21 protein-coding genes and 1 pseudogene are annotated in these 26,086 nt (G+C 51.2%); 13 read left to right on the forward strand and 9 right to left on the reverse strand.

Annotated elements, in window-relative coordinates:
- Nucleotides 1-3 precede the first annotated feature (3 nt).
- The gene (locus NSU14_RS02715; protein ID WP_340942623.1) at nt 4-726 is read left to right on the forward strand and encodes a glycosyltransferase family 2 protein; all 723 of its coding nucleotides are present in this window, start codon (nt 4-6) and stop codon (nt 724-726) included.
- Nucleotides 723-1,766 (forward strand): glycosyltransferase family 4 protein, encoded by a 1,044-nt coding sequence (locus NSU14_RS02720; protein WP_042139746.1) that lies wholly within the window; start codon nt 723-725, stop codon nt 1,764-1,766. The genes NSU14_RS02715 and NSU14_RS02720 overlap by 4 nt, the downstream gene beginning before the upstream one ends.
- A gap of 62 nt (nt 1,767-1,828) precedes the next feature.
- Here NSU14_RS02720 and NSU14_RS02725 read toward each other — a convergent pair whose 3' ends face one another.
- A complete protein-coding gene (locus tag NSU14_RS02725) occupies nt 1,829-2,905 on the reverse strand; it encodes a glycosyltransferase family 4 protein (RefSeq protein ID WP_305954227.1) in 1,077 nt (358 codons plus the stop codon).
- Nucleotides 2,906-3,088: 183 nt separating this feature from the next.
- Between NSU14_RS02725 and NSU14_RS02730 the strand changes: the two genes are divergently transcribed.
- Entirely contained in the window at nt 3,089-4,045 is a 957-nt protein-coding gene (locus tag NSU14_RS02730) for a YhcN/YlaJ family sporulation lipoprotein (protein ID WP_179093610.1), read from the forward strand.
- A 219-nt stretch (nt 4,046-4,264) separates the two neighbouring features.
- On the opposite strand, the gene nagA is transcribed toward NSU14_RS02730, so the two are convergent.
- From nagA to NSU14_RS02765, 7 genes are all read right to left on the reverse strand, one after another.
- Entirely contained in the window at nt 4,265-5,470 is a 1,206-nt protein-coding gene (gene nagA / locus NSU14_RS02735) for an N-acetylglucosamine-6-phosphate deacetylase (RefSeq protein WP_076247561.1), read from the reverse strand.
- A complete protein-coding gene (nagB, locus tag NSU14_RS02740; protein WP_042141601.1) occupies nt 5,458-6,186 on the reverse strand; it encodes a glucosamine-6-phosphate deaminase in 729 nt (242 codons plus the stop codon). The genes nagA and nagB overlap by 13 nt, the downstream gene beginning before the upstream one ends.
- Nucleotides 6,186-7,064, reverse strand: a complete 879-nt coding sequence (locus NSU14_RS02745) for a MurR/RpiR family transcriptional regulator (protein WP_042139740.1) — start codon at nt 7,062-7,064, stop codon at nt 6,186-6,188. Before NSU14_RS02745 ends, nagB begins: the two co-directional genes overlap by 1 nt.
- Before the next feature lie 1,230 nt (nt 7,065-8,294).
- Nucleotides 8,295-10,112: an FTR1 family iron permease gene (locus tag NSU14_RS02750; RefSeq protein ID WP_256704013.1), complete on the reverse strand. Its 1,818-nt coding sequence runs from the start codon at nt 10,110-10,112 to the stop codon at nt 8,295-8,297.
- Nucleotides 10,113-10,803: 691 nt separating this feature from the next.
- The gene (gene efeB, locus NSU14_RS02755) at nt 10,804-12,153 is read right to left on the reverse strand and encodes an iron uptake transporter deferrochelatase/peroxidase subunit (RefSeq protein ID WP_340942632.1); all 1,350 of its coding nucleotides are present in this window, start codon (nt 12,151-12,153) and stop codon (nt 10,804-10,806) included.
- A 5-nt stretch (nt 12,154-12,158) separates the two neighbouring features.
- Nucleotides 12,159-13,085, reverse strand: a complete 927-nt coding sequence (gene efeO / locus NSU14_RS02760) for an iron uptake system protein EfeO (protein ID WP_336103856.1) — start codon at nt 13,083-13,085, stop codon at nt 12,159-12,161.
- Between the two features lie 709 nt (nt 13,086-13,794).
- Nucleotides 13,795-14,772, reverse strand: a complete 978-nt coding sequence (locus NSU14_RS02765) for a LacI family DNA-binding transcriptional regulator (protein ID WP_340942637.1) — start codon at nt 14,770-14,772, stop codon at nt 13,795-13,797.
- Nucleotides 14,773-15,250: 478 nt separating this feature from the next.
- Between NSU14_RS02765 and NSU14_RS02770 the strand changes: the two genes are divergently transcribed.
- The 4 genes and pseudogenes from NSU14_RS02770 to NSU14_RS02780 form a co-directional block, all read left to right on the forward strand.
- Nucleotides 15,251-15,475, forward strand: coding sequence for a helix-turn-helix domain-containing protein (locus NSU14_RS02770; protein ID WP_019908812.1), 225 nt, complete (start codon nt 15,251-15,253; stop codon nt 15,473-15,475).
- Between the two features lie 1,012 nt (nt 15,476-16,487).
- On the forward strand, nt 16,488-17,402 hold the full coding sequence (locus NSU14_RS02775; protein WP_340941994.1) for a phosphotransferase: 915 nt from the start codon (nt 16,488-16,490) through the stop codon (nt 17,400-17,402).
- A complete protein-coding gene (locus NSU14_RS35905; RefSeq protein WP_076248456.1) occupies nt 17,362-17,577 on the forward strand; it encodes a DUF4275 family protein in 216 nt (71 codons plus the stop codon). Before NSU14_RS02775 ends, NSU14_RS35905 begins: the two co-directional genes overlap by 41 nt.
- A 518-nt stretch (nt 17,578-18,095) precedes the next feature.
- Nucleotides 18,096-18,195: pseudogene (locus NSU14_RS02780) on the forward strand (LuxR C-terminal-related transcriptional regulator); the annotation flags it as partial.
- A 367-nt stretch (nt 18,196-18,562) separates the two neighbouring features.
- On the opposite strand, the gene NSU14_RS02785 reads toward NSU14_RS02780, so the two are convergent.
- A complete protein-coding gene (locus tag NSU14_RS02785; RefSeq protein WP_336103859.1) occupies nt 18,563-18,838 on the reverse strand; it encodes a hypothetical protein in 276 nt (91 codons plus the stop codon).
- A gap of 317 nt (nt 18,839-19,155) precedes the next feature.
- Between NSU14_RS02785 and NSU14_RS02790 the strand changes: the two genes are divergently transcribed.
- From NSU14_RS02790 to NSU14_RS02815, 6 genes are all read left to right on the forward strand, one after another.
- Nucleotides 19,156-20,145 carry a LacI family DNA-binding transcriptional regulator gene (locus NSU14_RS02790; RefSeq protein WP_076248452.1) on the forward strand — a complete coding sequence of 330 codons (990 nt, stop codon included), beginning with the start codon at nt 19,156-19,158 and terminating at the stop codon, nt 20,143-20,145.
- Between the two features lie 20 nt (nt 20,146-20,165).
- Nucleotides 20,166-21,155, forward strand: coding sequence for an N-acetylglucosamine kinase (locus NSU14_RS02795; RefSeq protein ID WP_076248450.1), 990 nt, complete (start codon nt 20,166-20,168; stop codon nt 21,153-21,155).
- Nucleotides 21,140-22,438: a 6-phospho-beta-glucosidase gene (locus NSU14_RS02800; protein WP_076248447.1), complete on the forward strand. Its 1,299-nt coding sequence runs from the start codon at nt 21,140-21,142 to the stop codon at nt 22,436-22,438. The genes NSU14_RS02795 and NSU14_RS02800 overlap by 16 nt, the downstream gene beginning before the upstream one ends.
- Before the next feature lie 24 nt (nt 22,439-22,462).
- Complete coding sequence (locus tag NSU14_RS02805) at nt 22,463-23,389, forward strand: ABC transporter permease (RefSeq protein ID WP_042139731.1); 927 nt, start codon at nt 22,463-22,465, stop codon at nt 23,387-23,389.
- 96 nt (nt 23,390-23,485) lie between these two features.
- On the forward strand, nt 23,486-24,376 hold the full coding sequence (locus NSU14_RS02810) for a carbohydrate ABC transporter permease (RefSeq protein WP_340942643.1): 891 nt from the start codon (nt 23,486-23,488) through the stop codon (nt 24,374-24,376).
- 34 nt (nt 24,377-24,410) lie between these two features.
- Entirely contained in the window at nt 24,411-26,045 is a 1,635-nt protein-coding gene (locus tag NSU14_RS02815) for an extracellular solute-binding protein (protein WP_042139729.1), read from the forward strand.
- Nucleotides 26,046-26,086 lie beyond the last annotated feature (41 nt).

Consider the following 26,086-nt stretch of genomic DNA (forward strand, 5'->3'; position numbering starts at 1 on the left):
CGCATGATTCCAAAAACCAAGGTTTCGGTGGTGATTCCCTTCTACAATTGCCCTTATGTGGATTTGGCGGTGAAGAGTGTGCTGGCTCAGAGCTACCCGGACATTGAGCTGATCGTTGTCGATGACGGTTCTACACGCTATATGGAGAAGCTTGAGGCGTACAAGGACAATATTGTGTATATCCGCAAAACCAACGGCGGTACCGCCTCGGCGCTCAACATTGGAATCAAGGCGGCCAGCGGAGCTTATTTTGCCTGGTTAAGTGCTGATGACCTGTTCCACCCGGATAAAATCAAAAGGCAAATGGAAGCCATCCGCAGCTCTGGAACCTCCTTCAGCCATACGGCCTATTACTATATTAATGAGCTCGGAGAGCGGTTCTCGGGAGTCATCAGCATGCCGTTTCATAACAGGGGTGATCTCATTGAGACCATGATGTCGGGCTGTCCGGTGAACGGCAGCTCGGTTCTGCTCGACATGGAGATTTTCAATAAGGTAGGACGGTTTAACGAGAAATTCCTGTATACACAGGATTATGATCTGTGGCTGCGTATCCTGCCGTATTATGAATGGTCCTATATCGAGGAGCCGCTGCTGGATTACCGTGTGCACAAAGAGATGGGCTCTGTCATACACAGTGAAGCGCAGAACCGGGAGATTGCTCTGGTGCAGAGCAGGCATCAAGGCATTCTGACGCAGCTGCTGAGAAAGGAGAGAGGGAAATGAGACTGACATTCCCGATTCTGACGTTGTCCAGAGGCGGTGCGCAACGGATGCTGGCCGAGCTGGCCAACCGTCTGGCGGAAATCGGCCATGAGGTGGTTGTTCTTTTACCCAGTCACGGCATTGTGGAATATGAAATGAAATGCCCCATTATCACTGCACCGGCAACGGTGCTGACCGAAGATGATTTTCCATACGGGGATGTGATCATCTCCAACTATTATACAACGGTGCCGGTTGCAGAGCGGGCCAGTAAACAGGGCAAGGGGCTGCATATCCGGCTGGCCCTATGCTATGAGCCGACTTTTTTACCCAATAATAATCTGTCGTTTGCCTCTTATAATATCACCCGCAACCTGCTTGTACTCTCACGCTGGCAGCAGGAGATCGTACGGATTAATCATGGCATTAAGGGCAGAATTGTTCCGATTGGTCTAAACCCTGATTTCACTAATACCCATTTACGCGGCAGAGGCGGGAATAAGATTGTCGTCTCGGCCATTATGCGCCGTCCCGAGGGCGGGTTCTCAGGCCACCGGGAACAGGATTATCTGCTTCAGCAGCTGGACATAGTGAAACAGCGGCATCCTGAAGTGGAGATATATATTATCACGCCACCGTCGGAATATGCTTCCTCCGAAACGCTGCAAGCGATGCTTGGGGATGGACGGTTTCAAATACGTACTCCGGGTAATGATTCTGAGCTGTCGTATCATTATAATGAGAGCGACATTTTTGTCAGCTCCAGCACCTATGACACCGGCTCATTGCCGGGGCTGGAAGCTATGCGCTGCGGTGCCGCGCTGGTCACCGTATATTCCGGGGGCAATCTCGAATACTGTGTACACGGGCATAACTGCCTGATGTCGTACCGTTACGAGAACCGGTTGGCCGAGGATGTCTCTGCACTTGTTTACAATAAAGAGCTCCGTCAGCGTCTAGCCGCGAGAGGAGAGTTGGATTCGGGGCGTTTCACCTGGGAAAGAAGCATGCAGATCTTTCAGACTGAGCTGTTTGAGATTGTATCCAAACAGGGCGTATAACCTAAAAGAACCTTCAAAACCCGGAAGCTGTACGGGGTTGAGGGTTCTTTTTTACGTTATTTTCAGAAGATCGAGAAGGAATTCATCATTTCACGGAAGGAGTGGGCATATTGCTCGAATCCAAAACGGGATACCATATGCTGCCGGCCCTGCTGGCGGATCGCTTCACGCAGCGGAATGTTGTTCATTAGCTCAAGCCCTTCGTTTACAGCCGCTTCCAAATTTCCGATCGGGTAAAATTTACCCGTAATGTTGTGGGTAATAAACGATCTGACCCCGTCAGAATCGGTGCTAAGTACAGGACAGGTACAGCAGATGGCCTCAGCTACAGCATACCCGAAGCCCTCTGTGATAGAGCTTGACAGCAGGAATCCCCCGGAACCGGCGATGGATGAGTAATATACCGGCATAATATGATTCGGAATGTTGGTGAACACACTGAGGCGGTCTTTCAGGCCCAGGGATTGCAGCTCTCTGTTAAATTGCTCCTTCTGGTCATCTGCAGCGAGATCGGGATCATGGAACATCCAGAGATGAAGATCAGGCTTGTGGAGCCGGATCTGATGGGCAATCTTCAGATATTCACTCCAGTTCTTATTGGTTTCCAGCCGTCCTACCCAGGCGATGACCGGATCGCAGGGCGGTTCACCGGGGATATGCTGGAAGGACTGCACATCCACAATGTTGGGAATGACATAACGGTGCAGCCAGGGACAGATCTCGATAAACAGCTCCAGTAAATGATCTGTGGGGGGAATCAGCACGGCATTGCAGTAGGAGCGGAGAAAAGGTACAGAATCAATAATCAGGTTCCTCGCATCACTGCGCTTGCCAAGTCCCTGAGATTCATATATCAGAATACGGCCATACCCCAACCGGCGCAGACGTTCCAGCAGTAAATAGTCTGAAGTTACAATAATGGCATCATAATTATGCGTATCCAGCACCGCTTTGATCTCTGCATCCACGGAAGTGATAAACACCGGGAAGTTTGTCTGGTTGTGGCTTCCGGACCCCGGCATGAGGTAGAGCACATGGCATTCGATGCCGCTTTTCTGAAGACTCTCACACCGCAGCTTGTTAAGTGTCTCTACCCCGCCGCTTGGTACATAAAACGTGAATAAAACCTTCAAGATCACCCCTCCTGACATTAACCTTGCGGAGAAACACAGTCTGCTGTTTATAAGATACGCCAAGTTTCACTTACGCGTGACGGTTAAAGGGCGATGTGCCAAATCCTTTCAGGATAGCTTGGCAGGGCAGAGGCCATGCTAAAGCTTGTTACGCTGCAATTAACTATTCTTATGACGGGGGATGAACGGATGTTACGGTCGAAATTCGGTTTAACGGTTTCTGCTGCGCTGCTGCTGGGCGCGGTGAGTATTACAGGATGCGGTGCGAATAACTCTGCAACGGACAATACGGTGGAAACAAAAAGTGTAAGGGGGACGGACGGACGTATTCACGTCAACTCTGCGCAGAACGGAATGCGTGCGAATTCCTTCGACAGTATGGAGATGAGTGAGGAACTGGCGAATCGTGTGGCGGCCATGCCGGAAGTCCGTTCAGCCAACGTAATGCTGGTAGGCAAAAGCGCCTATGTAGCCGTAATGCTGGAAGAGGCGTCCGGAGGAGTCCATGCCAAGAGCACCCGGGGAATCCAGTCGTACAGCTATGGCAGTACCAGCGGCAGCGGCACATCCGGGATGCTGAGCGGTACGGGCAGACCGGCAGGCGGACTGGAAACAGGGATAGGTGCCGGAATGGGCGGAATGGACAACAGTACGCGTACCGGTAGAGGAACCGCAGCCGGTAATCCGGGCATGACAGGAACAGGCGGTTCCATTGCCGGAATTCCGGGAAGCATGACAGGCACGGGTACTGTAGGCGGTACGGGCGTTGCAGATCCGGAGAATTATCTGGGGAACGGCAACAACGGTATCATGTCCCGCAGCAATATGGTCGATGGACGCCATATGAAACGCGACATCGATGAAAGTCTGGGCAATACCATTGGAATCCGCAGCGTATCGCCGGGTAACGGAACCGCGATTACGGATAAGGACACGCTTACCCAGGACATGAAGGATAAGATCGCCGCAGAAGTTAAAAAGGGGAAGACAGACCTTAACAATGTGTATGTATCGGCCAACCCCGATTTCGTTGAGCGGGCAGATTATTATGCGCAGGAATTCCGTGCAGGGCATCCGCTTAAAGGCTTTGCGAATGAATTCCGCACGATGGTCGAACGGATTTTCCCTACGCGCAGCGGGTATTAAGTATTTAAGCATTAAGCATGAAGCGTGAAGCATGAAGCATTAAGTAAACTGCCCTGTCTCAATTAGGCTAGTATTCCAGCAGAATATGAAGCTTATTCAGCATGAGGGCATAGCACAGACACAAACAGCCAAGCAGCCACCGCACCCGAATCCGGGCCGAAGGGCTGCTTGGCTTGCTTATACATATATAGATCAGGGAAGCGGCAGACAGCTCGCAGCTTACCCGATTTCAGCCTCAAGCTTGCGTCCGCCAATCCATACTCCGCGCAGATTCAGTTCATCGTCCAGAAGCAGGATATCGCCGCGTTTGCCTGCCTCCAGCGACCCGATAGACCGCTGCATGCCAAGCGATACAGCAGGGGTAAGGCTGGCTGCCTGTGAAGCTTCCTGCAGGCTGAGTCCGATCTCCTGAACCAGGTAGCGGAAGCCGCGGATCATGGTCAGTGTACTACCGGCGAGCGACTCAGGATGTTCCTTCAGCGAGGCAATCCCGCCGCTGACAATAACGGGCAAATCGCCGATGGCATATTCCCCGTCGCTGAGTCCGGTCGCCGACATGGCGTCTGTGATCAGCAACAGGTTATGCCCGTTCTTGAGCCGGGCGATAATGCTGATCGCTGCCGGATGAACATGAATGCCGTCAGCAATCACCTCCGCGCGGATGCGCGGATCGAACAGGACGGCTCCTGCGGTCCCTGGTTTGCGGTGATGCAGCGGCGTCATGGCATTGAACATGTGCACAGCCTGGTTTAAGCCGGCATCTGCAGCGGCAATAACCTCTTCGAACGTGGCGTCCGTGTGGCCGAGCGCTGCCGTAATTCCATGCTTTCGCAGCCACTGGATGGCTTCCAGTGCGCCTTCGCGTTCCGGAGCCAGTGTAACCTGGCGGATCATCCCCGGATACCGGGCTTCCCATTCCTCCAGCCATAACGTATTGGCCGGGACAATATGCCCGGGATTCTGTGCTCCGGGCCATTTCGGGCTGATGAACGGCCCTTCCAGATGTACGCCTGCCAGCTGGGCATAAGGCATGCCGCCGTCAGCGTTACGATAAGCATTCACTTCAGACAGCACGCGGTCAATGTCAGCCTTGGCGGCAGTCATAGTTGTAGCCAGCATAGACGTTGTGCCTTGGGAAGCATGGAAGCGCGTAATGGTATCCAGTGAAGCGCCATCGCTGTACATGAAGTCATGACCTGCCCCCCCATGCACATGCACATCAACAAATCCGGGAATTAGCAGTCCTTCCGGCTCAGGTGAAGTTCCCGTCTGCCAGCTAGCATAGGCTGCCGGAAGCCAGGCGGCCTCTCCGGCATATTGGATCAGTCCCTCCAAAACGGCGATTACGCCCTTTTGGATGACTCCGTCAGGAGTAAGGACTTTGCCGTACAGCAGTTCACCGGTTGAACCGTTTATTTCAGCCATTTTGCTGCTCCTTCATCAAGCAGGACCACAACATTCGGATGGCTCTGCAGCAGCGAGGCGGGGCATTGGGTCGTGATTGGACCCTCCAGCGCATTTTTTACCGCTTCCGCCTTCTCTTCCCCGCGCACCAGCAGCACAATCTGCTTGGCCTTGAGAATACCGCCGATACCCATCGTTACGGCCTGCCGGGGCACATCCTCCAGCTTGTCGAAGAAGCGGGCATTCGCTTCCAGTGTTTCCTCCAGCAGATCAACGACATGTGTGCCGCTGCTGAGGCTGGCATCCGGCTCATTGAAGCCGATATGGCCGTTGCTGCCGATGCCGAGAATCTGCAGGTCCACAGGACCGTTATCTTCCAGCATCCGGTCATAAGCCAGGCATTCGGCATCCAGATCCGGTGCATTTCCGTTAGGGACATGAGTGCGGGCAGGATCGATATCGATATGGTTGAACAGATGCTCATTCATGAAGCTGCGGTAGCTCTGCGGATGATCTACGGGCAGACCGACGTATTCATCAAGGTTATAGGAAGAGACTTTGGCGAAGCTCACAATGCCCTTGCGGTGCATTTCCACCAGCTTCGCGTACACGCCGACCGGAGAGCTTCCGGTAGCCAGACCCAGCACGGCCTTGGGATTGCTCTGCACCAGGCTGGCAATCAGGTTCGCCCCGGTTACTGCGAAATCTTCTTCGTTCTGGAATTTCAAAATATTCATTATGATTGTCCTCCCCGTTTATGACGGTAGTGTTGTACATTCAGATACGACTGCTCCAGCTTGGGAATGAAATCCCCGAACCGGGTGCTGACCATGCCGGTGAACAGAATATCGATAATATGCAGCTGTGCGATCCGTGAAGCCATATCACCGCGCCGCATACCCTGCTCAAGTGATGATGAGAACAGCGGGATATCGGCCAGTGTTGCCAGTGTGCTGCTTCCGTATGAGGTCAATGAGACTGTCGCTGCGCCGCTTGCCGCAGCACAGGTTAACGCATCGATCGTCTCCGGGGTTTCACCCGAATAAGAGACTGCAAACGCGACATCACCGGCAGCGAGCGAAGAAGCGGAAGTAATCTGCATATGCGAATCGGCAAAAGCCGTGCAGTTCACGCCGATGCGGATCAGCTTCTGATAGAAATCCTGGGCGACAATGGATGAGGTTGCCATCCCGTACAGATCGACCCGCCGTGCCCGGCAGAGCAGATCGATCACGCTCTGCAGCCGTCCGAGATCAAGCAGCGAGGTGGTATCCCGGATGGAGGCCAGATGATTAGCCTGCATCGCCTCGACAATGAACGGCAGCGGATTGCCGGCTACGATGTCCTGGTAAGAGGAGCCGCCGTCCTGCGGCGAAGCATCGCTGTGGGCGAGCTCAGCCGCCAGCTTGACTTTGAAATCAGGGAACCCTTTGAAATGCAGCACCTTGCAGAACCGTGTAATGGTTGCCGGGCTGATGCCGCACTCTTCGGCCAGATCCGTAATCCCCATATGGACAATTTCTCCCGGGGAAGCCAGTATGCGCTCCGCCAGCTTGCGTTCCATTTGCGACAGCTTGGGCTTGTCATGCTGCAGGGCATGCAGGATTGGAGACAAGTACTCACCTTCTTTTCTTTCGTTCTTTGTAATCCTGTAGTTTGTTTGTACTTATGTTGACGCTAAAGCTGACGCTGATTTCTGTGTTTTGTGGAATAGATGAACAGTCAATCTGAAATATTTCCTGAAATTATTTTAATTAACAAGGCGATAATAACGAAAATTATTTTCATACTCAGAATAAAACAAATCACCGAAGGATGCAATAGTGAGTTTGCCCTAAGGGGGCGGGAGACATGCCGGCTGGAAGTGTGTGATAGCTGAGGAGGTGCTTATTGGGGGCCGCCTGCCGGAACATGGATGCGATGCGGGATGTACCGTACCGGCTGCGGCTGGTGATGCGATTGGGAGGGTGTGTCTGTCGGGGACGTGTCTGCCAGTGATGTGATTGCTGGAAATGCGTATGGGGGAACGGCCCTCCGGAGATATGTCCGCCGAAGATGCGCTTGTTGGGGAACGTGTCCGCCGGAGGGAGCTGCTGGAAATGCACCTGCCGTAGACGCGCCTGCTATAGACGCGTCTGATGGAACCCATCTGCTGGAGATATGTCCGGCGAAGATGCGCTTGTTGGGGAACGGCCCTCCGGAGGGGGGGCCAGCTGGAAATGTGCCGATAAAGCATCTGCTGGGATACGTCCGTCCGCCGGGGAATTAGTTGGATTTTCGTCATTTAAACCAGTCCTATTCTGCTTTTTGATGGGTTTAAGTGGATTTATGTTACTTAATTCTATCCATATCTTCGTCGTTTGCTATTTGAGTAAAAATAAGTGTTGTTTTTCCAACTGTGATACTGTAAACAGGATTTCTTCCATTATTAGGTGACGTTTTTCCACTTAATTCTCCTTTGCAGGCTGGGTTTAACAGTCAGGGAGAGGCTGAAAGCGCATTTGAGCTAACAATGGCATCATAGGAAGGGCAAAAGGAAGAAGCAGATCGTGGCAGGGGACAGAGAGCAGGCGTTGGAAAGCAGAGAACAGACAACAAAGGGCAGAAAGGAGAAGCTGGGGTAAGAAATAAAGGTTAAAGGAGAGGGCAGAACAGATAATAGGAAGCAAAGGGCAGAAAATAGAGAAGAGAGAACAGAAGGCGGCGGGTAGAAGCTGGAGAGCAGTGAGCGGTGAGTAGGGAGCAGGGAGTAGAGGGGGACAATGAATATGGCGCTGGCAAAATAGAAGCTGCCATCTGCGTGTTTGAGGTCACTCACGCTGATGACAGCTGTATGTTAGTGTGTTTATTTGGTTAACCGGTTTGGTGTGCGCATTCTGCGGGAAGCTTGTCTGCCGCGCAGCAGCTCCCAGAGGATGAAAGCGAGAATGAGTATTTGCGGCACAAAGGTCTCCCAGGTCGGATACAGGCCGAGCCAGCCGATGGATGGGAGGCTGCTCTCCGCATGTGCCGGTATTTTGCCGGCTACCTGGAGCGCGTGGATGCTCTCACCAAGGAAGCGGAACACGAGATAATAGATCAGCACTGTGGCGGTGCGGAAGAAGGCCGCAATCGGCAGTCTGGCGCTCAGTGCAATGATTGCGTAGCCGAGAACGACCAGTACTGCAAGTGCGCCGCCAATCCCGAGCAGCAACTGGGAAGTAGCGATAGCAGGAGCCATGCCTGCATAGAAGATAGTTGTTTCCGCTCCTTCGCGCAGGATTGCCAGCGCAGCGATGAAGAACAGGTACCATAGATTGCCTTTGGCAAGCGCACCCTGCATCTGGCGGTCCACATACTTATTCCAGGCAGCCGTACTGGATTTACCATGCAGCCAGCGGCCGACGGTGAGCATCATGACCACGGCGACCAGACCGGCAATGCCTTCGATCAGCTCACGTGCTCCTCCGGAGGCTGCCTGCGAGATGGTGTAGGTTAGCAACACGGCGATGCCGATGCTTCCGGCCAGCCCCACCGCAGCCCCGGACCAGACCCAGCGCCGGGCCGCGGGTTCTGCTTCTCTGCGCAGATAAGCGAGCAGAGCGGCGAGCACAAGAATCGCTTCGAGCCCCTCACGCAGCAGAATGAGTGCCGCATCCCACGCAGTATACGTCTGTTCTCCGGCCAGCGGAGTCAGCTCGGCGAGCATATTGTCCAGGATCTCCAGTGCCCCGGCAAGCTTTGGAGGATCGGAGAGCAGGTAGCCGGTGACGGCGGTGCTCTCATTCTCGATATTGGCATAGACTTTGGGCGAGGCAATCTGCACGGCGCCTTCTGCCGACGGCCAAGCTGTGATGAACTGCTCCATTACCGCGGCTGCTGCCGGACTGTCTCCGGCTTCGGCGGAGGCTGCAGCTTTGTTCAGGTAGCTGATCAGCCCTTCAATAGAGGCCGGTTCTGCTGGCGCACTACCCGTATCGACCGCCTTGCCCTCGCTGTAGCCGGACAGCAGCGCAACCAGCGCCTCGGCTTCCGCCAGCGCGGCTTCTTCGCGGAGCGGCTCAGCCTGCAGCGCAATGCGCAGCAGGCTCATCTTCGTCTCCAGCAGGCCGTAGACGGCGGGATTGTCCCCCCGGATGCCGCGCTCCGCCGGCGTCCAGCCGTTCACGACGGCGCGGTAGGCTTCCGCCGCCGCCGTCCAGTCGGCGCTGCGCGCCGCATCCCGCGTGCGCTCCGCCGCGGGCAGCAGCTTCGCCGCCGCTGCGCGCCCGGCGGCGCCTGAGTCACCGCCGCCCCCGTCTGCGGCGGCGGTGATGTACGCGTCCACGCTTCTGGCGAGCGTGGACAAGGCGGCCTTGGCGGGCGCTCCGCCGCCGGCCGCAAGGGCCTGCGCCGCGGCTGCCAGCGCGGCGTCGACTTCAGCTGCCGGACCGGCGAGTGCCGGGTCCGGCGTGCCTTCGTTCGCGCTGCGCCACAGCGCCGCGAACGATTCCACATCGGCCGCCGCCGCATCCCAGCGGCTCTGGCCGGACTCTACCAGCGCGCTGCCTACAGGCGGCAGCAGCTCATCGAGCGGCGCGCCTGACGCAGAAGCCGGCGCGCTGGGCAGCAGCAGAAGCAGGCAGATCAGCAGCAGCGCTGCCCGGATCTGCCGCCATGGACTGATTTTAACCGTTATGATCATCGGGATCATTCCCTTCGCGAATAGGCATGCTATTATCTTTCCTCTATAGAAGGCGGACTTAAGTGTTGCGTCTGAAGCGTGGTTGTCACTGTAGTGAACATTGGGACTTCGGGGCGGCAGTAACTGTTGTACCTGATTCTCCGCTAACAATCCTGCACGAAATACAACATTTCTTTTGAAATATCGCCCCTAAACTAAAATTGTTGTATGAAATGCAGCATTCCACCGGTTCCAGGCTGGTAAACGAAGCGATTGTTGTATTTCATACAACAATCCGTCCAATTAGGCAGGAAACTAGTTATTCGAGTTGTACCCAGTGCAACATTTTGCCTGATTCCGTTTGCTGCCGTGCCAGCTGCCAGCCGCCCCTCCATTTACTCAATCCCGCCGATACTCCGTTTCTTTCCGCAATTTCCCTGTCACACATCCTGTTCTCAAATCTCCAGTCTGCTCCGGATTATTTGTTCTTGATCGTTCGTCCCACAACTCGTTCATCCCGCAATTTCCGCGACGCACTTTCCTGTTCTCAAATCTCCAGTCTGCTCCGGATTATTTGTCCCTGAACATCCGTTCCATATCGTTCATCCCGCTGATTCTGGTCACACTGCGCAGCCCTACGAACCCGGATATATCCAGCGCCGAATTCAGCGTCATTTCCTCACGCTGAATCCGGACTTAGCTATATCTGCCGTCACCCCAGCAGCGTCTCCCCGATATAACCACCTTCCCGTACTCCGGGGAAGCAGGCAAATACGGCGCTGCCGGTATGGACCATATATTCATTCAGCCGGTCATTCTTCGAGAGGCGCTGCTGAATGCTCACGAACTGCTTCACCAGATCCTTCTGGAAGCTGATGAAGACCAGCCCTGCATCCAGCTGTCCGGTTTTGAGATCCATGCCGCTGGAATAGGAGTAGGAGCGGCGCAGCATTTTGACTGAACCGTCCCCATGGGCGAGGGCCGAATGGGAATCCGGCGGAATGACAGGCTTGCCGCTGGCATCCGCCGCCTCCAGATTGAGCTCGGCGAATTCATCCCGCGCTCCAATCGGAGCGCCGCTCTGCCGGTGACGACCGAACGTTGCTTCCTGATCGCTCAGCGTAGAGCGGTCCCAGACCTCAATACGAAAGCGAACACGGCGCAGTGCGAGATACGTGCCGCCATTCATCCAGGCTGGGCCATCGCCGCTTCCGCTCCAGACGACACTTCGCATCTCGGCGTCATCGGTGACGTCGGGATTACCCGTGCCGTCCTTGAAGCCGAGCAGATTACGCGGTGTGCCGCCTGCCGGGTCGGCGCTGCCGGTGCGCTGGAAGCCCTCCTGCGTCCAGCGCAGCACGGCTGTGCCCCGGGCGATGCGGGCCAGATTGCGGATGGCATGGAACGCTACCTGCAGATCGTCGGCGCAGGCCTGCACACAGAGATCGCCGCCGCACCACTGCGGCTCCAGGCTGTCTCCCGTGAATGCCGGGAGATCGGTGAAGGAGGCCGGCCGTTTCGCAGCCAGTCCGAACCGGCTGTCAAAGAAGGCAGGACCCGCCCCGAAGGTAAGCGTACATTTGGAGGGGGTAAGACCATCGGCCTCGCCGGTGTCGGCAGGCGGAAGATTGGGATTGTCGTTCACGCTGCCGATCAGCGTACCGGCAGTAAGGGCAGCGGCGGCGGTGGTCCAGGCCTCCAGCAGTTTTTTGACCTCGCTGAGCTTGGTTGTTGTCAGATCAAACGAGGCGAAGCACAGGAAATTCTGCGCAGGCGTAATGATTCCCGCCTGATGATTCCCGTAGAATGGAATAATGTCCGCTCCCGCGTGTTGCGGGGAAGAGAGTGCCTGTCCCGGCTGCCCGGCTGCTTTGCGTGCCGCCAGAATGCTGCCTACCCCGCCGCCGCCGAGCAGCAGGCCGAGTCCGGAGGCGCCAGTAAGCCGCAGCATATCGCGGCGGCTTAGTTTTTTATCGAATAATAGCTGATCTTTAGAAGCAACCTTGGAGAGAACGCTCTCTGTCGCGGGAGTTTCCCGGGAAGTCCTGTCTTTCTTTTTCATACCGGTCACACTCCCAGAATAGTTCCCATGTTGGATAGAGGCTCAGCTAAGGCGTCCAGATTCTGGCTTAACGTCCGGACCTCAGCTTCTTTCAGCGTTTCGTAGGAAACGTAGCCGTCACCGGATTTGAACGGTGCCAGCTCATTCAGCAGTGCGGTGAACCGCTCGCCGATCGTTTGCTCCAGCGCAGGGTCTTTTTTGGCCAGCTCGGGTTTCAGCAGCTCATAGATCTTCTGGGCACCTTCTACATTGGCGACAAAATCATACAAATCCGTGTGGGAGTAACGTTCCTCTTCACCGGTTACTTTGGAGGAGGATACTTCATTCAGCAGCTCCACAGCTCCGGTAACGAGCAGGTTGGCATCAATCTCAGCGGTTTCCACCTTGGCACGCAGCAGCTGCGCATCCTTCAGTAAACGGTCCGCGACATCAGTCATTCCATCTGTGGTATTGTTCTGCCAGAGGGCCTGTTCAATCTTATGGAAGCCGCGCCAGTCCGCAGCGTCAACATCGTTCTCGCGGGCATCAATATTGGGGTCCAGATCTCCAAGCGCTTCAGCAATGGGCTCAATCCGTTCATAATACATGCGTGCCGGAGCATACAGCGCTTTGGCGTCTTCAAGTTTGCCTGCTTTCACCGCATTGGTGAAGCCTTCGGTCTGTTTCACGAATTCGTCGCATTGTTCAATTACATATTTCCGGTACTCGTCGATGGCCGTGGTGAAATCCGCCGTAGCGTCAGCAGCAGTTGAATCTGCAGTTGCGGCAGGTGTACCGGTTGACACATTGCCCGTCTGGGCTGCGGCATTATTCCCGGAGGTATTGCTGTTATTGCCGTTGTTGCCATTATTATTGTTATCATTGCTTGCACAGCCGGCAAACAGGAGGGAAGCCGCAAGCAAACCCGCGGGTACTGCATAACCTATCTTCATTCTGTTGGACACCCCTTTTGTTTATGTAAATGATAATCGTTATCAATGATGGACCTATCATAAATCTCCATCCAGTACCTGTCAATAAAAATGTGATAATTATCATATCCATGCTGACTCACACAAATAAAACACCAAAAACGCCTCCCGACAGGCGGAAGACGCAGTTTAATTTTTTGAGTATATAGGAATATATACTTTTTCATATGATAACTTATCCTTCAAGTTCCCCTGAAACGGTACCGTCCTTTAAACAGACAGCATAGCTGTTTCTACTTGATGCCGGCACGAAATACAACAATTTACTCATAAAAACGGCCGAACTCAAGAATTGTTGTAGAAAAGGCAGCAATTCCTCTTGTTTCAGCAGAAGATCGGGGGAATTCCTGTATTCCGTACAACACTCCTCCCGGACACCCTGGTATTCATGAACCGGAGTTGCACTACGTACAACATTATGCCTTTTTACAGGCCGAAGGCAAAACTTAACTATCTTACTCTAAGCTCGCTCTGCTGCCGGTGTCCCAGAGACAACAGCGTGATCCCCGGCGGAATGCCTGATATACGCAATGTTTTTTAAACGTTCCGCCACATTGAAGTTTATAGCATTCGTGACAGCGCTGGATTAACTCAGCACGAATTATTCCGCGTACCTGCCGGCAATTGACCGATTGGTTAGGAAACGAGCAGTGATCGCAGATTACTTATTCTACACCGTGGACCGCTCAATAATCCGGTAATCCAGCTTGCGGTAGACCGGATCAGGGTTGTCTGAGCTAATCTGCTCATGAATAATACGGAAGGCGGATGCACCCATCTCATACAGGTGGTTATCTATGGTGGTGATCTCCAGCAACCGGCCGATCGGCTGGTTATCGAAGCCCATAACCGCGAGGTCTCCGGGGATACTAAGACCGGCTTTGCGCGCCTCAATCATCAGTCCGGCTGCCACATGATCTCCGGTAATAATCATAGCTTCAGGCCGCTCCGGCATCTCCAGCAGCGACCGTGCCACGGCCGCTCCGTCTTCTTCCGTCGTGCAGTCGTAGATCATCCATTCCTCCTGAAAAACCAGCTTGTGCTCAGCAATGAATTCGCGAAAGGCAGTCTGCCGGATAGAGGCGCTGCTGCCATTCTGCCTGCCTTCGCAATAGCCGATGGTGCGGTACCCTTTGCCCTTCAAATACTGCAGCCCCTGCTTGAAAGCCGCATAATGCTCAATATATACAGAGGAATAACGGCGCTGCCCGCTGTCCTGGCAGGTTACAACCGGACCGTACGCGGTATACTCCTCAATCAATTCAGGCTTCAGCGCAGTCGATACAATGACCACACCGTCGATTTCTTTATTGCGCAGCATCTCCAGCACTTTAATCTCTTCATCTGGCAAATAATTGCTCTGGCACAGGATCAGCCGGTATTGCGCGAGCAGTGCCTCATGGGCAAGACCATTCATAATAATCGAGAAATAAAAAGCATTGATATACGGAAGAATCACCGCCACTGTACCGGTACGTCCGGTAATCAGGTGGACGGCGTTCATATTGCGGGTGTAGTTTAACTGCTCAATCGTATCGAGGACGGCGGCTCTTTTGTCTTTGCTGACATAAGGATGATTATTCAGCACCCGCGAGACGGTCGTTACGGAAACTCCGGCAATCCGGGCGATTTCTTTAATATTAGCCATGGCGTATGCTGCCCCCCGAGTCAGAATTGGAATGGTTTTATTTTACCATAGAAATTTTCACATTTTCGCATATAAAAAAGCTTGCTATGGAATCCATTTCATAAATTACACTGGGGTTGTTAGCAGCCTTACCGGATTAAGCCGGCGTGACCGAAAGGGCGTGACGGACCGGTGAAGTTTGCGGCGTAACGCTGCGGGCGGACGGATTCACAGCAACATTTTTTTGCCTAAGCATTACTTAGCAGCGTGTTTTCTATAGACTTTGCCCCAACGGATGACGCCCTTAACGATAGGAGCTGAAGCCGTTTTTATTATGCGTTTTGGTCAGGAATGCCAGGGTTGTCCCCGATCCGCGTCTGTCCCCGCCCAAATTAATGCTGCAACAGCACCATTAACTGCCACCCTACATAGTATGGTTTGACTGTATCCCTTTACCTTGTTATACCAAACAAACCCAGAGCAAGGAGGGGTGACACCATTGAAAGGGAACGAACATCATAGCAAATTTCTGTTGACGCATCGTGAGCGCGAAGTATTCGAGCTTCTAGTGCAGGACAAAACTACACGGGATATTGCAGGACTGTTATTCATTAGCGAAAAAACCGTCCGCAACCACATTTCCAACGTCATGCAAAAATTAAACGTAAAAGGCCGTTCGCAAGCGGTTGTCGAGCTGATCAAGCTTGGGGAGCTGAAAATATAGCTGCCGTGCTTCAGAGGTGACGCGTTTAAGCCTTCTCGTATCCTTCGGGGTGAGGGGAGGTTTTTTGTTGTGGAGGAAGGGTGACACGTGATATCGATGGCATATGAAGTTCCTTCGATAAAGAGTGGCAGAGCAGCTCCTTGTCATGCGCAGTTTAGCATAATAATTCTCTTCAATGATTATGGTATAATATGCCATATTATGATTTTTCGGTTACAGGAAGAGGGGAACGTTAATGCAAACAGTATATATATTGTCAGGACCAGCAGGAGTCGGGAAGTCAACAACTTCAAGTACATTGGTTTAACGTCTTAAACAACAGTGCTTATATATCAGGTGATGATGTAAGCCATATGCACAGTAGTGGGCGTCAGAAGCCTTGGGAAAGCAAATCGGAGTTGACCCTCATTTGGAATAATATCTTGAGTCTTATTGACTGAAAGATAAAGTAAAGGAGTTAACCCTAAATGTCGTCTATGTGGTTTTATGGATTGACCATGAGACCCTCTTAAAAAGAGACCAGTTTAGATTGCCCGAACACCAGATGGGGGATCGTCAATTGGTTCAAAGAAGATGAAGGTTACGGACAGATAATGCTAGACGGGCAGGGTGGTAACCATGTTTTGTACACTTTAGCAAAATACTACCAGACTCAAATAGGTTACCGAACGGCTTTCGGTTTCTCAAAGAAGGTCAAAAAGTTGCATTCGATCTACTCGAGTTTCCTGGTATAGTTGATTCTCAGCTTATAACAGCTAAGAATATGCAAATCGGGAAACGATAGCTCAATAACGACACAAAGGCAGTCGGTCAGTGGATCGGCTGCCTTTGCTCAGCTCGAACGGGCAGAATAGCGTGGTGGATACAGGTTTCTTAAATGTACTATAGGGCAGTTTCGAGAGTTAATTCCTATAACTGTTTAATACCAACCGCAATGAAATTTTAGTGGTAAAATAATACTGTTTCATGTTTGCATGTCATTATTAAAACGCCAACTGTTAGGGGAAGGTATATGGGAAGTTCGAATTTATGGGATGCAGATTGGGAAATTTCAGAGGAATTGGCCCAAAGATTAATAAGTAGTCAGTTTCCACAGTTATCGTCTAAAGAAATCAAAAGACTAGGTTATGGTTGGGATAATACAGTTTTCCTTGCTGGAGACGAATATGTTTTTCGTTTTCCAAGAAGAAAAGTTGCTATTGATACGTTAAAAATGGAAGCGAAGATATTACCGAAGCTTGAGGATTTTATTTCTATCCCTTATTCGAAACCACTTTTTTTAGGTGAAGGGAATAGTGACTATCCTGCACCATTTCTTGGTTATCCATATTTATCGGGAATGTTTCCAATTGGATTAACTGATGAGCAACGCACATTATCGGTAGCAACACTCGCGCACTTTTTAAAAAGATTGCATGCATTTCCAGTACAGGTGGCTCAAGAAAACGGTATTCAACATGACCACAGGAATCTCACAGATATAGCATTACGAAAAGAAAAAATGCTAAAATTCTTGTCCGATCTGAAAATTCATATTAAGGAGGAAGAACATTCTGCAATTGCTGATTATTTGGTGCAGCTTAAAACAGACCAAGTAAAACAAAGGAACGTATTCCTTCATGGTGATCTTCATTTTAAAAATATGTTGGTGGACGAGAATGGAAAAGTTTCAGGAATTATTGACTGGGGAGATATGAATATTGGTCACCCTGCCTGTGATTTGAATGTTGTTTATAGCTTTTTGCCTTATCATGCTCGTACTGAGTTTTTCAGAGAATATGGGGAAGTGGATGAAGAGACGAAGTTATTAGCTCGTTTGATTGCTGTGTATATTCCGATGTTAATATTAATGCAAGCAATTGACGACAAAGATGAAAGAGTAGCTGATGAAGCAAAAGCGAATATTACACGAGCGCTCGCTGATTAATAGAAGTTATCTTAATATAGTGTTTAATAATGAACCAAAGGATTCTTGTTTTGTTTTTTATCAACATTCAGATTATGCATTAATTTTCGAGAAGGCATTTATGTTTACAGTTGATGATATGCTCACCGAATCTGATATATATGTTGTAGACAAGAGTTTAACTAGACATATGTAAAAACTCATGAGACTGGATGATGTGGGCCTTACTTTGGCCGAAAAAGTGAAACTTCATTGAAGTAACGAGGAACGATTGTTCAATACACTACGGTATCTTGTCTAATGCTCAGCTGCCGTTTCTAATTGAAGTAAGAGCAGGAATATAAATAAATGGAAACGAAAACATAATTCAGCATCCCAAATAGGTCGATTAGCATGATTTTAACAACCGAGGATTTTTGTAAGCATCATAAAACTAAAAGGAGTAGCTGTTACTATGAAGGATTTACATAATTTTGTTTCAGATCCTTATGGATTATTATGTTGCTCAATTAATGAAATGGATTACTAAAAAAGAGCCTTCTCAAGGAACTATGATAGACGCTACAGGCAAAAAAATATTTGAAGCCATCCTAAGTAGTGAAAAGTCATGAACTAACGGGAACGATAGTTAAATTACGTTACCGTTACCGTCTTTTGATTAGGTGATTTCCTTAATATCAACAATCAGTTTACCAGTGCCTAGATTATCAGTGTATTTCAAACCACACCACGAACGTCATGCAAAAATTAAACGTAAAAGGCCGTTCGCAAGCGGTTGCCCTGGCTGATCAAGCTTGGGGAGCTAAAAATATAGCTGCCGTGCTTCAGAGGTGACGCGTTTAAGCCTTCCTTTATCCTTCGGGGTGAGGGGAGGTTTTTTGTTTCAGTTATAAGTGAACTGTGAATAAAATGCAAATAGACCAAGCGATTGCTGTCCCTTGAGGGTAAGCGTTGCCCGGTCTATTTCTCAAACTTAATAATCATGGTTTCAAAATCCACCTTGCATTTGGCTTTCATCATAAAATCAATACCAATAATTCCGTCAAAACCATAAGGCTCTTGAATCGAACCAAGCTGAAGCTGGTAATCTGCTTCTCATAACAAATTTCACTCTTTCCCCATACTCCATACATCCGCTGGCTCGCCCATTTATATAAAATCAATGTGGATACCTATTGCAGCTAATCCATCAGAATCAAAAGCGGTTGCCGTACTCCTGAGAAGAATTCCTCTACCACTTCAACATCGCTTCTGCTCGTATGGAAAACATACAGCTCGCGAGTCGGATGTAGCTTATGCATCTCTTTATAACCGCTCCATGCCTCCTCGGATTTATCGTAGTCTTGAATGACTGCCATATCCTCTAATTGGCGTACACGGTTGCTGGAGGTTGCCTTGATTGCTTCCACCAGAACAAAGCGGCTTGGGTGCAATTTCGTAATCTCTCCCCATTTCATCGGCTTCACCTCGCTTGGTTAATCTTATTTTTAGTATAGTATAGATGCTTAAGGATGACGGAAGTGAGTGCGGTGATTGTCATTGTAACTGATCTGCATTTTATAGATTGACGAATATTGGGAATGGTTGTATATTCGTATTAAAGTATAAACCTTTAAACTTTAAGAACGGTTTTGAAGTTTTGGATAAAGAGAAAACTCACATCTAATGTTCGATTTTCAGTTATAATGCAGTTTTTGCGAGAGGAGTTACTCTTTTTTATTTCTCTGAAAGTTAAATCGATTAAACTTTAGGACTTGGAGGCATAGATACTTAAATGAACATTCATGATGTAGCCAAGAAGTCGGGGCTCTCTGTAGTGACCGTATCCAGAGTTCTAAACAATTCACCCTCTGTACGTGAGGGCAACCGCCAGAAAGTGCTGAGTGCGATTGAGGAGTTGAATTATCAGCCCAATTCAGCAGCGCGTAGTCTGGTTCGCGGCAAGACTGGAGTCATTGGGATGTCGATTACCAACTTTAACGACTCTTTCTATGACCGCGTGATTCGCGTGGTGAACCGGAAGCTGGCAGAGCAAGGGTACTTCCTGGCCTTGTCTATAGCTGAGAATGAGGATGACGGTGTGAACTTCCTGTTTCAGAAGGACCGCGTGGACGGGATTATCCTGTTATCTCCGCTTGAAGAGAAAGAATATGTGGAGGAGCTGAAACGAAAAAACATTCCGGTTGTCCTGCTGGATAACCAGTTCCAGCATGAGGATGTTCCGAGTGTGCTGGTTGATAACTATCAAGGTGGTTACGAAGCGACTAATCATTTGATTAGTCTTGGTCACACCCGGATCGCCTATATCGGCGGCCCTTCGGTGTTTCTGAGTGTAACGGAGCGCAAACGGGGGTATGTCCAGGCGCTGGATGAAGCGGGGCTAACGCCCTTCTGCACAGAATATTGCGGATTTACGGTAAGCAGCGGTTATGAGGTAGCGAAGAGATGGATTCGCGAGGATAAGCTGCCGACAGCCATCTTTTCGGGAGACGACTTTATTGCGCTCGGGGTTGTTCAAGCCCTGCGTGAGGAAGGAATTCTGGTACCGCAGGATATCTCCGTGGTCGGCTTTGATGATCAGCAGTTCGTAGGTGAATTCTACCCGCGGCTCACGACAGTCAGGCAGCCCGAGGCGCAAATGGGCAATATAGGCGTTGAATTACTGCTGAAACTGATCAACGGGGAGGTGACGCAGCCCGCTGTAACGAAGCTCGCTCCTCAGCTGCTCATTCGTGAATCCACCGCATCTGTCAGATTAACTTGAATTATAGGAGTGAATCATCTGTGAAGTATTTTTTGGGAGTGGATGCAGGAGGCAGTAAGACCTGCGCAATGATTGCAGACGAACAGGGGAAGGTCATGGGTGCAGGCAAAAGCGGGAACGGGAATCATCAGCTGGGCCGTGAGCAGGCGGCGGACAGCTTGCACCAGGCCGTATCGGAAGCCATTACGGCTTCAGGGCTGACCCGGGATCAGCTGGATTACTCCTGGTTCGGACTGGCGGGAGCGGACAGAGAGGCTGATTTTAGAATTTTGCGGCCGATCATCGGCAGCCTTGGCCTTCCCCGGACGGAGATTTCCTGCGATACCTGGAATGCGCTGCGGTCAGGTACAGAGAAGAACTATGGGATCGTGCTGATTTGCGGATCGGGCGTGAACTGCAGTGGTAAAAATCCGGCGGGTGCTGCATACCAATGCGGCGGCTTCGGTTACCGGTTCGGGGATTTCGGCGGCGGCTATGATCTGAGTATGGAGGTATTCCGCAGCGTCCTCAGGGCGGATGACGGAAGAGAAATGGAGACAGTGCTTAGCAAACGCTTAACTCAATTGCTGGGCTATACCACCGTTTCAGAGTTAAGAGAGGATTACCTCGATCATTTCAGAGACTTGCCTCCCCAAATTGCCGAGCTGTTGTTTCAAGCGGCAGAGGAGGGGGACCCCGTTGCCACCGGGCTTCTGGTCAAGCAAGGGGATGAGCTGGGTTTGGCTGCGGCGTCGGCCATCCGCCGGTTGGCCATGGAGGAGGACATCTTCGATATCGTGCTTGCAGGCAGCCTGCTGACCAAGGGAGACCGCTCAGGCATCATCCGGCGGGCCATTGAGCGAAGAGTGAAGCTGGCGGCTCCGAATGGCACTTTAAGGATTCTAACCCGTGAACCGGTTGTAGGATCGGTCATTCTGGCAATGGAAAGCAGCGGTGTGCATGTGAATCAGGAGGTTCTTGATCATCTATCAGAGGGTAAGGAGGGACAATTGTCATGGAGGAAACATTGAAGCTGGTTGTCATCGGAGCGGGGTCATCGTATACACCTGAATTAATTGAAGGGATCATCCTGCATCACCAGGAGCTTCCCATCCGCGAAATATGGCTGGTGGATATTGAGGAGGGCAGGGAGAAGCTGCATACGATTGCGGAGCTGAGCAAGCGCATGATTGCTGAGTCCGGACTGCCGATTACTGTAGTAGAGACGCTTGAGCGCAGGGAAGCTATTGCCGGAGCGGACTTTGTCTGCACGCAGATCCGGGTGGGTATGCTGGAAGCGCGCAAATGGGACGAAAGGATTCCGCTTCAATACAGTGTCATCGGCCAGGAGACGACCGGTCCCGGAGGAATGATGAAAGGCCTGCGGACCATCCCGGTTATTCTGGATATTTGCAGGGACATCGAGGAGCTGGCCCCGGATGCCTGGCTGCTGAATTTCACGAATCCGGCCGGAATGGTGACTGAAGCTGTCCACAAGTATTCATCGGTCAAAAGCGTAGGCCTGTGCAACTCGCCGATCGGTTTCCAAAAGTGGCTCTCCGGGTTCTTCGGACTTCCCATGGAGAAGATCTATGCCGAGTTTGTCGGCATCAACCATCTGCACTGGGTATCCGATGTCGTAATTGACGGGAAGAGCAAGCTGCAGGAGCTTATTGATTACCCCGAGAGCTATAAGGCAGGCAATGTGCCGTTTGATGCCTGGGACCACCGGTTTCTGAATAGTTTGCAGGCTATTCCCTCGTATTACTTGAGCTATTACTATATGACAGACGAGATGCTGGCGGAACAGAAGGAAGCAGCGGCAACGACCGGATCACGCGCTGAAGTTGTGAAGAAGGTGGAGGAAGAGTTGTTTGAGCTGTACCGGAACATAGAGCTGAAGGAGAAGCCGAAGCAGCTGGAACAGCGCGGCGGAGCCTATTACTCGGAGGCGGCAGTGCTGCTGATGCGCTCCATTCATAATGATTCCCGCGATATCCAGACGCTGAATGTAAGGAATAACGGAATTATTGACTTCCTGCCGGACGATGCCTCCATTGAGGTGAACTGTGTGGTCACCAAGCAGGGTCCGCTGCCGATTCCTCTGCGCAGAATTCCTCAGTCCGTCAGAGGCCTGCTGGCTGCGGTCAAGCAGTATGAGAGTCTCACCATCGAGGCGGCTGTTCACGGAGACCGGGATGTGGCTCTGCAGGCTATGGTCCATCATCCGCTCATGCCATCAGTCACCGTAGCTGAACAGCTGCTGGATGAAATGCTGGAGAAGAACAAACCGTATTTACCGTTATTTCACTAGAATCGTCCAGAGGAGGTAAAGCGGATGAACACGGCCGGAAAAGCGAGCAGGTGGAAGAGATTTACCAGTCAGTTGGATTTGCAGTCCATGGTTTGGCCGGGCATTATCTTTGTATTCATTTTTAGCTATATTCCTATGTATGGCGTAGTGATGGCGTTCCAGCAATACGATATTTTTAGCGGCATGATGAAGAGCCCCTGGGTTGGACTTATGCAATTCAGAATGTTCTTCGAAGCCCCGGAGTTCTGGAATGTGATGCGAAATACGATTGTGATTAGCCTGCTTAAATTGATTATCTCTTTTCCAGCCCCGATTCTGCTTGCGCTGATGCTGAATGAAGTCGGTCATATGGGCTTTAAACGCGTGATCCAGACCGTCAGCTATCTGCCTTATTTCCTGTCCTGGGTTATTGTATCCGGTTTCGTATTTTCGCTGCTATCCGTAGATAACGGAACGGTGAACTATGTGCTGGAGCGGTTCAATCTGGCCGGGGAGCCCATTAACTTCCTGGCGGTACCCAAGTACTTCTGGTCCATTCTGGTAAGTGTAAATGTATGGAAGGAAGTCGGGTTTGGGAGCATTGTCTATCTGGCTGCGATAGCAGGTATTGATCCGACCCTATATGAGGCCGCTTCTATAGACGGAGCAAGCAGGTTTAAGCAAATTCACCTGATTACACTCCCCAGCATTACCCCTATTATTGTCATCTTTATGATTCTTGCCATAGGCAGTCTGCTCAGTGCGGGCTTCGAGGACATTCTGCTGCTGGCAACCAATCCGATCCTGCGCCCCTACTCCGATGTTATCGACACCTATGTATACCGTGTTGGGATATTAAATGCCAGATTCTCTTATGCGACAGCTGTAGGGCTGTTCAAAGCGGTAATCAGTATCATTCTGCTGGTGACGGCCAACACAATCGCCCGCCGGGCAAATGTTAGTCTCTGGTAGGTACTACTACTCATAGCGAATGCTTCCGGGTGCAAGTTTTACTGCGGTGTATCGACTGTGAGTAATGCTCCATAAACCTTGTAGGAGGGGTGAACAATGAGACTAAGCCTGGGCGACAAAGTGATGCAGCGGACTATTTATATCCTTTTGACACTGCTGGCGCTACTCATGCTGTACCCGTTTTGGAACGCGTTAGTCATTTCTTTTAATCTGGGCAGTGATACGGCGCTCGGCGGTGTAACCCTGTTGCCAAGAGCATTTACCCTGGAGAATTATTATATTGTGTTTCAGGATGACCGCCTGCTGAATTCTTTTCTGATCACCATTCTTAGAACGCTCATCGGCACAGCATTATCCGTTTTCTTCACCGCCCTGTTAGCCTACGGAATGTCCAAGAAGACTTTGCTTTTCCGCAAACAATATATGGTGTTTTTCATGATTACGATGTTCTTCAGCGGAGGGCTCATCCCCAGTTACTTACTAATTCGCTCTTTGGGCATGCTGGACACCTTTTGGGTTCTGGTTATCCCCGGCATCATCAGTGTCTGGAACATGATTGTCATCCGCACCTTCTTCAGCGCATTGCCGGAGGGACTGGAGGAATCAGCCAAAATCGACGGCAGCAGCAACTACGGCATTTTCTTCCGGATCGTGATTCCCGTCTCCGGCCCGGTTCTGGCCACGATATCTTTATTCACCGCAGTAAGTTACTGGAACGATTGGTTTACGGGAGCGATCTATATCACCAAGGATCACTTGCTTCCTATACAGACGCTGCTGCGGCAGGTGATGAACTCCAACATTATGACCCAGATTGGCTCCTCGAATGCGATCGCGCTGGATCATATGAACCGGAACCGGACGATTACCACGAAGTCACTGACTATGGCTACGATGATGGTCGCTACCCTTCCGATTATCCTGACGTACCCTTTTCTCCAAAAGTACTTTGTGAAGGGCGTAATGATCGGTTCATTGAAAGAATAGCAGTGTCCATATTACGTAGAAAGAAGGGAAAAGAATGCGTAAACGCCTGAAATGGATAGCTTTGTTGCTGACTTCGCTGGTGCTTCTGCTCACGGCCTGCAGCGGAGGTGGGAATTCTGACGCTTCGCAGAACAATCTGAATACAGGGGCCGGCACAGAGGACGGCAGCGGGATCAAGCCCGTTACCTTCAGCTTCTATGGCAACTACGACTGGCTTACGACCTCACCCTGGGGGGAGAACGAGGCGACGAGGTGGATTCAGGAGAACCGCAAGGTTACGGTTGAACCGATACAATCCGGAGGAGCAGCCGGAGAAAAGCTCAACACGATGATCGTCGGCGGTGATTTGCCGGATGTTATTTTTACGGACCGGGGGTCCTCAGTAGAACGGCTGGTGCAGGCAGGGCAGCTTGTTGCACTGGATGATTACTATGAGAAATATCCGAACTTCAAGAAATATGTCAAAGAATCCACCCTGAATCTGCTCCGTTCAGATGACGGGCAAATCTATCAAATCCCGAACTGGTATACCTCCGGGCAATTCGGCAACGGCGGGTGGATGGTGAATAAGGATATTTATAACGCACTCGGCAGACCGGCGCTGGAGACCTTTGATGACTTATATCAGTATTTGCTCATGGTGCAAGACAAGTACCCGGATGTAGTCCCTCTGGAGGTTGGGGAGAAGGGGGCAGGTCTGGAAATTATGTATGGCGGTTTCAGGGAGAACTCCACCAGCAAGTTCGTTACACTCATGGGGCATCCGGAGGGCGACAAGCTGACATCTATCCTGGACGATCCCGCTTACGAGGAGATGGTGCTGTATATCAATAAGCTGTACCGTGAACGGCTGATTACACAGGATGCGCTGCAGCAAACCCAGGATGCGGTCAAGGAAAAGGTCAATACCGGCCGGGTAGCGGTCATGGTTGAATCCAATATCACTACGTATGGAGCCGAGGGGCACCGGGCATTGACAGCAAGCCATCCGGACAGCGGTTATGAGATTATTTGGCCGATCCATAAAGCCGGTATAGATAAGACCAAAGTATTTGTAAGCGGCTTTGAGACGCTGGGCTGGAACGTCAGTGTTATTACGAAAAAGGCCAAGGACCCGGAGGCTATCTTCGCTTACTTTGACTGGATTACGGGTCCGGAGGGACAAAAGGTGCTGTTCTTCGGCCCTAAGGGCTTATACTGGGATGAAGAGGACGCGGATGGAGCGCCCATCCCGAACGAGAAATACAAGACCACTCCTGCTAACGAGCGTACGGATACGATGAGAAAATTCGAGGACTTTAACTGGGCGGGAAATACGACCTTCATTGATACGGCGAAAATGAGCCTCGAGGCGCTGCTCTCGGCGAACCAGAAATCATGGGAGACCGTAGCGCAGTCCACGGTGACCTGGAAAACCGCGCTGGACATTACGGAATTTGTAAATACCGATCCGCTTCCCGATACGGAGACCGGCATCATCGCACAGAATGTCGCGGATATCTATACCCTTGCTTACGCCCAGATGGTTCAGGCGAAGTCGGATGAAGAGGTGCTGGCGGCACTGGAGACGGCTAAGAAGAACACCGCAAAGGCAGGGCTGGATAAGCTGCTTGAGTTCAGAACTGAAAAGTGGCAGGAGAATGTTAAGAAAATCAACGCTACGAAATAACTCTTGTTAGAAGTTCAATAAGACTATGATGTGGAGGCGAG

Source organism: Paenibacillus sp. FSL R10-2771 (assembly GCF_038000205.1).
Classification (GTDB): Bacteria; Bacillota; Bacilli; order Paenibacillales; family Paenibacillaceae; genus Paenibacillus_AQ; species Paenibacillus_AQ phytohabitans.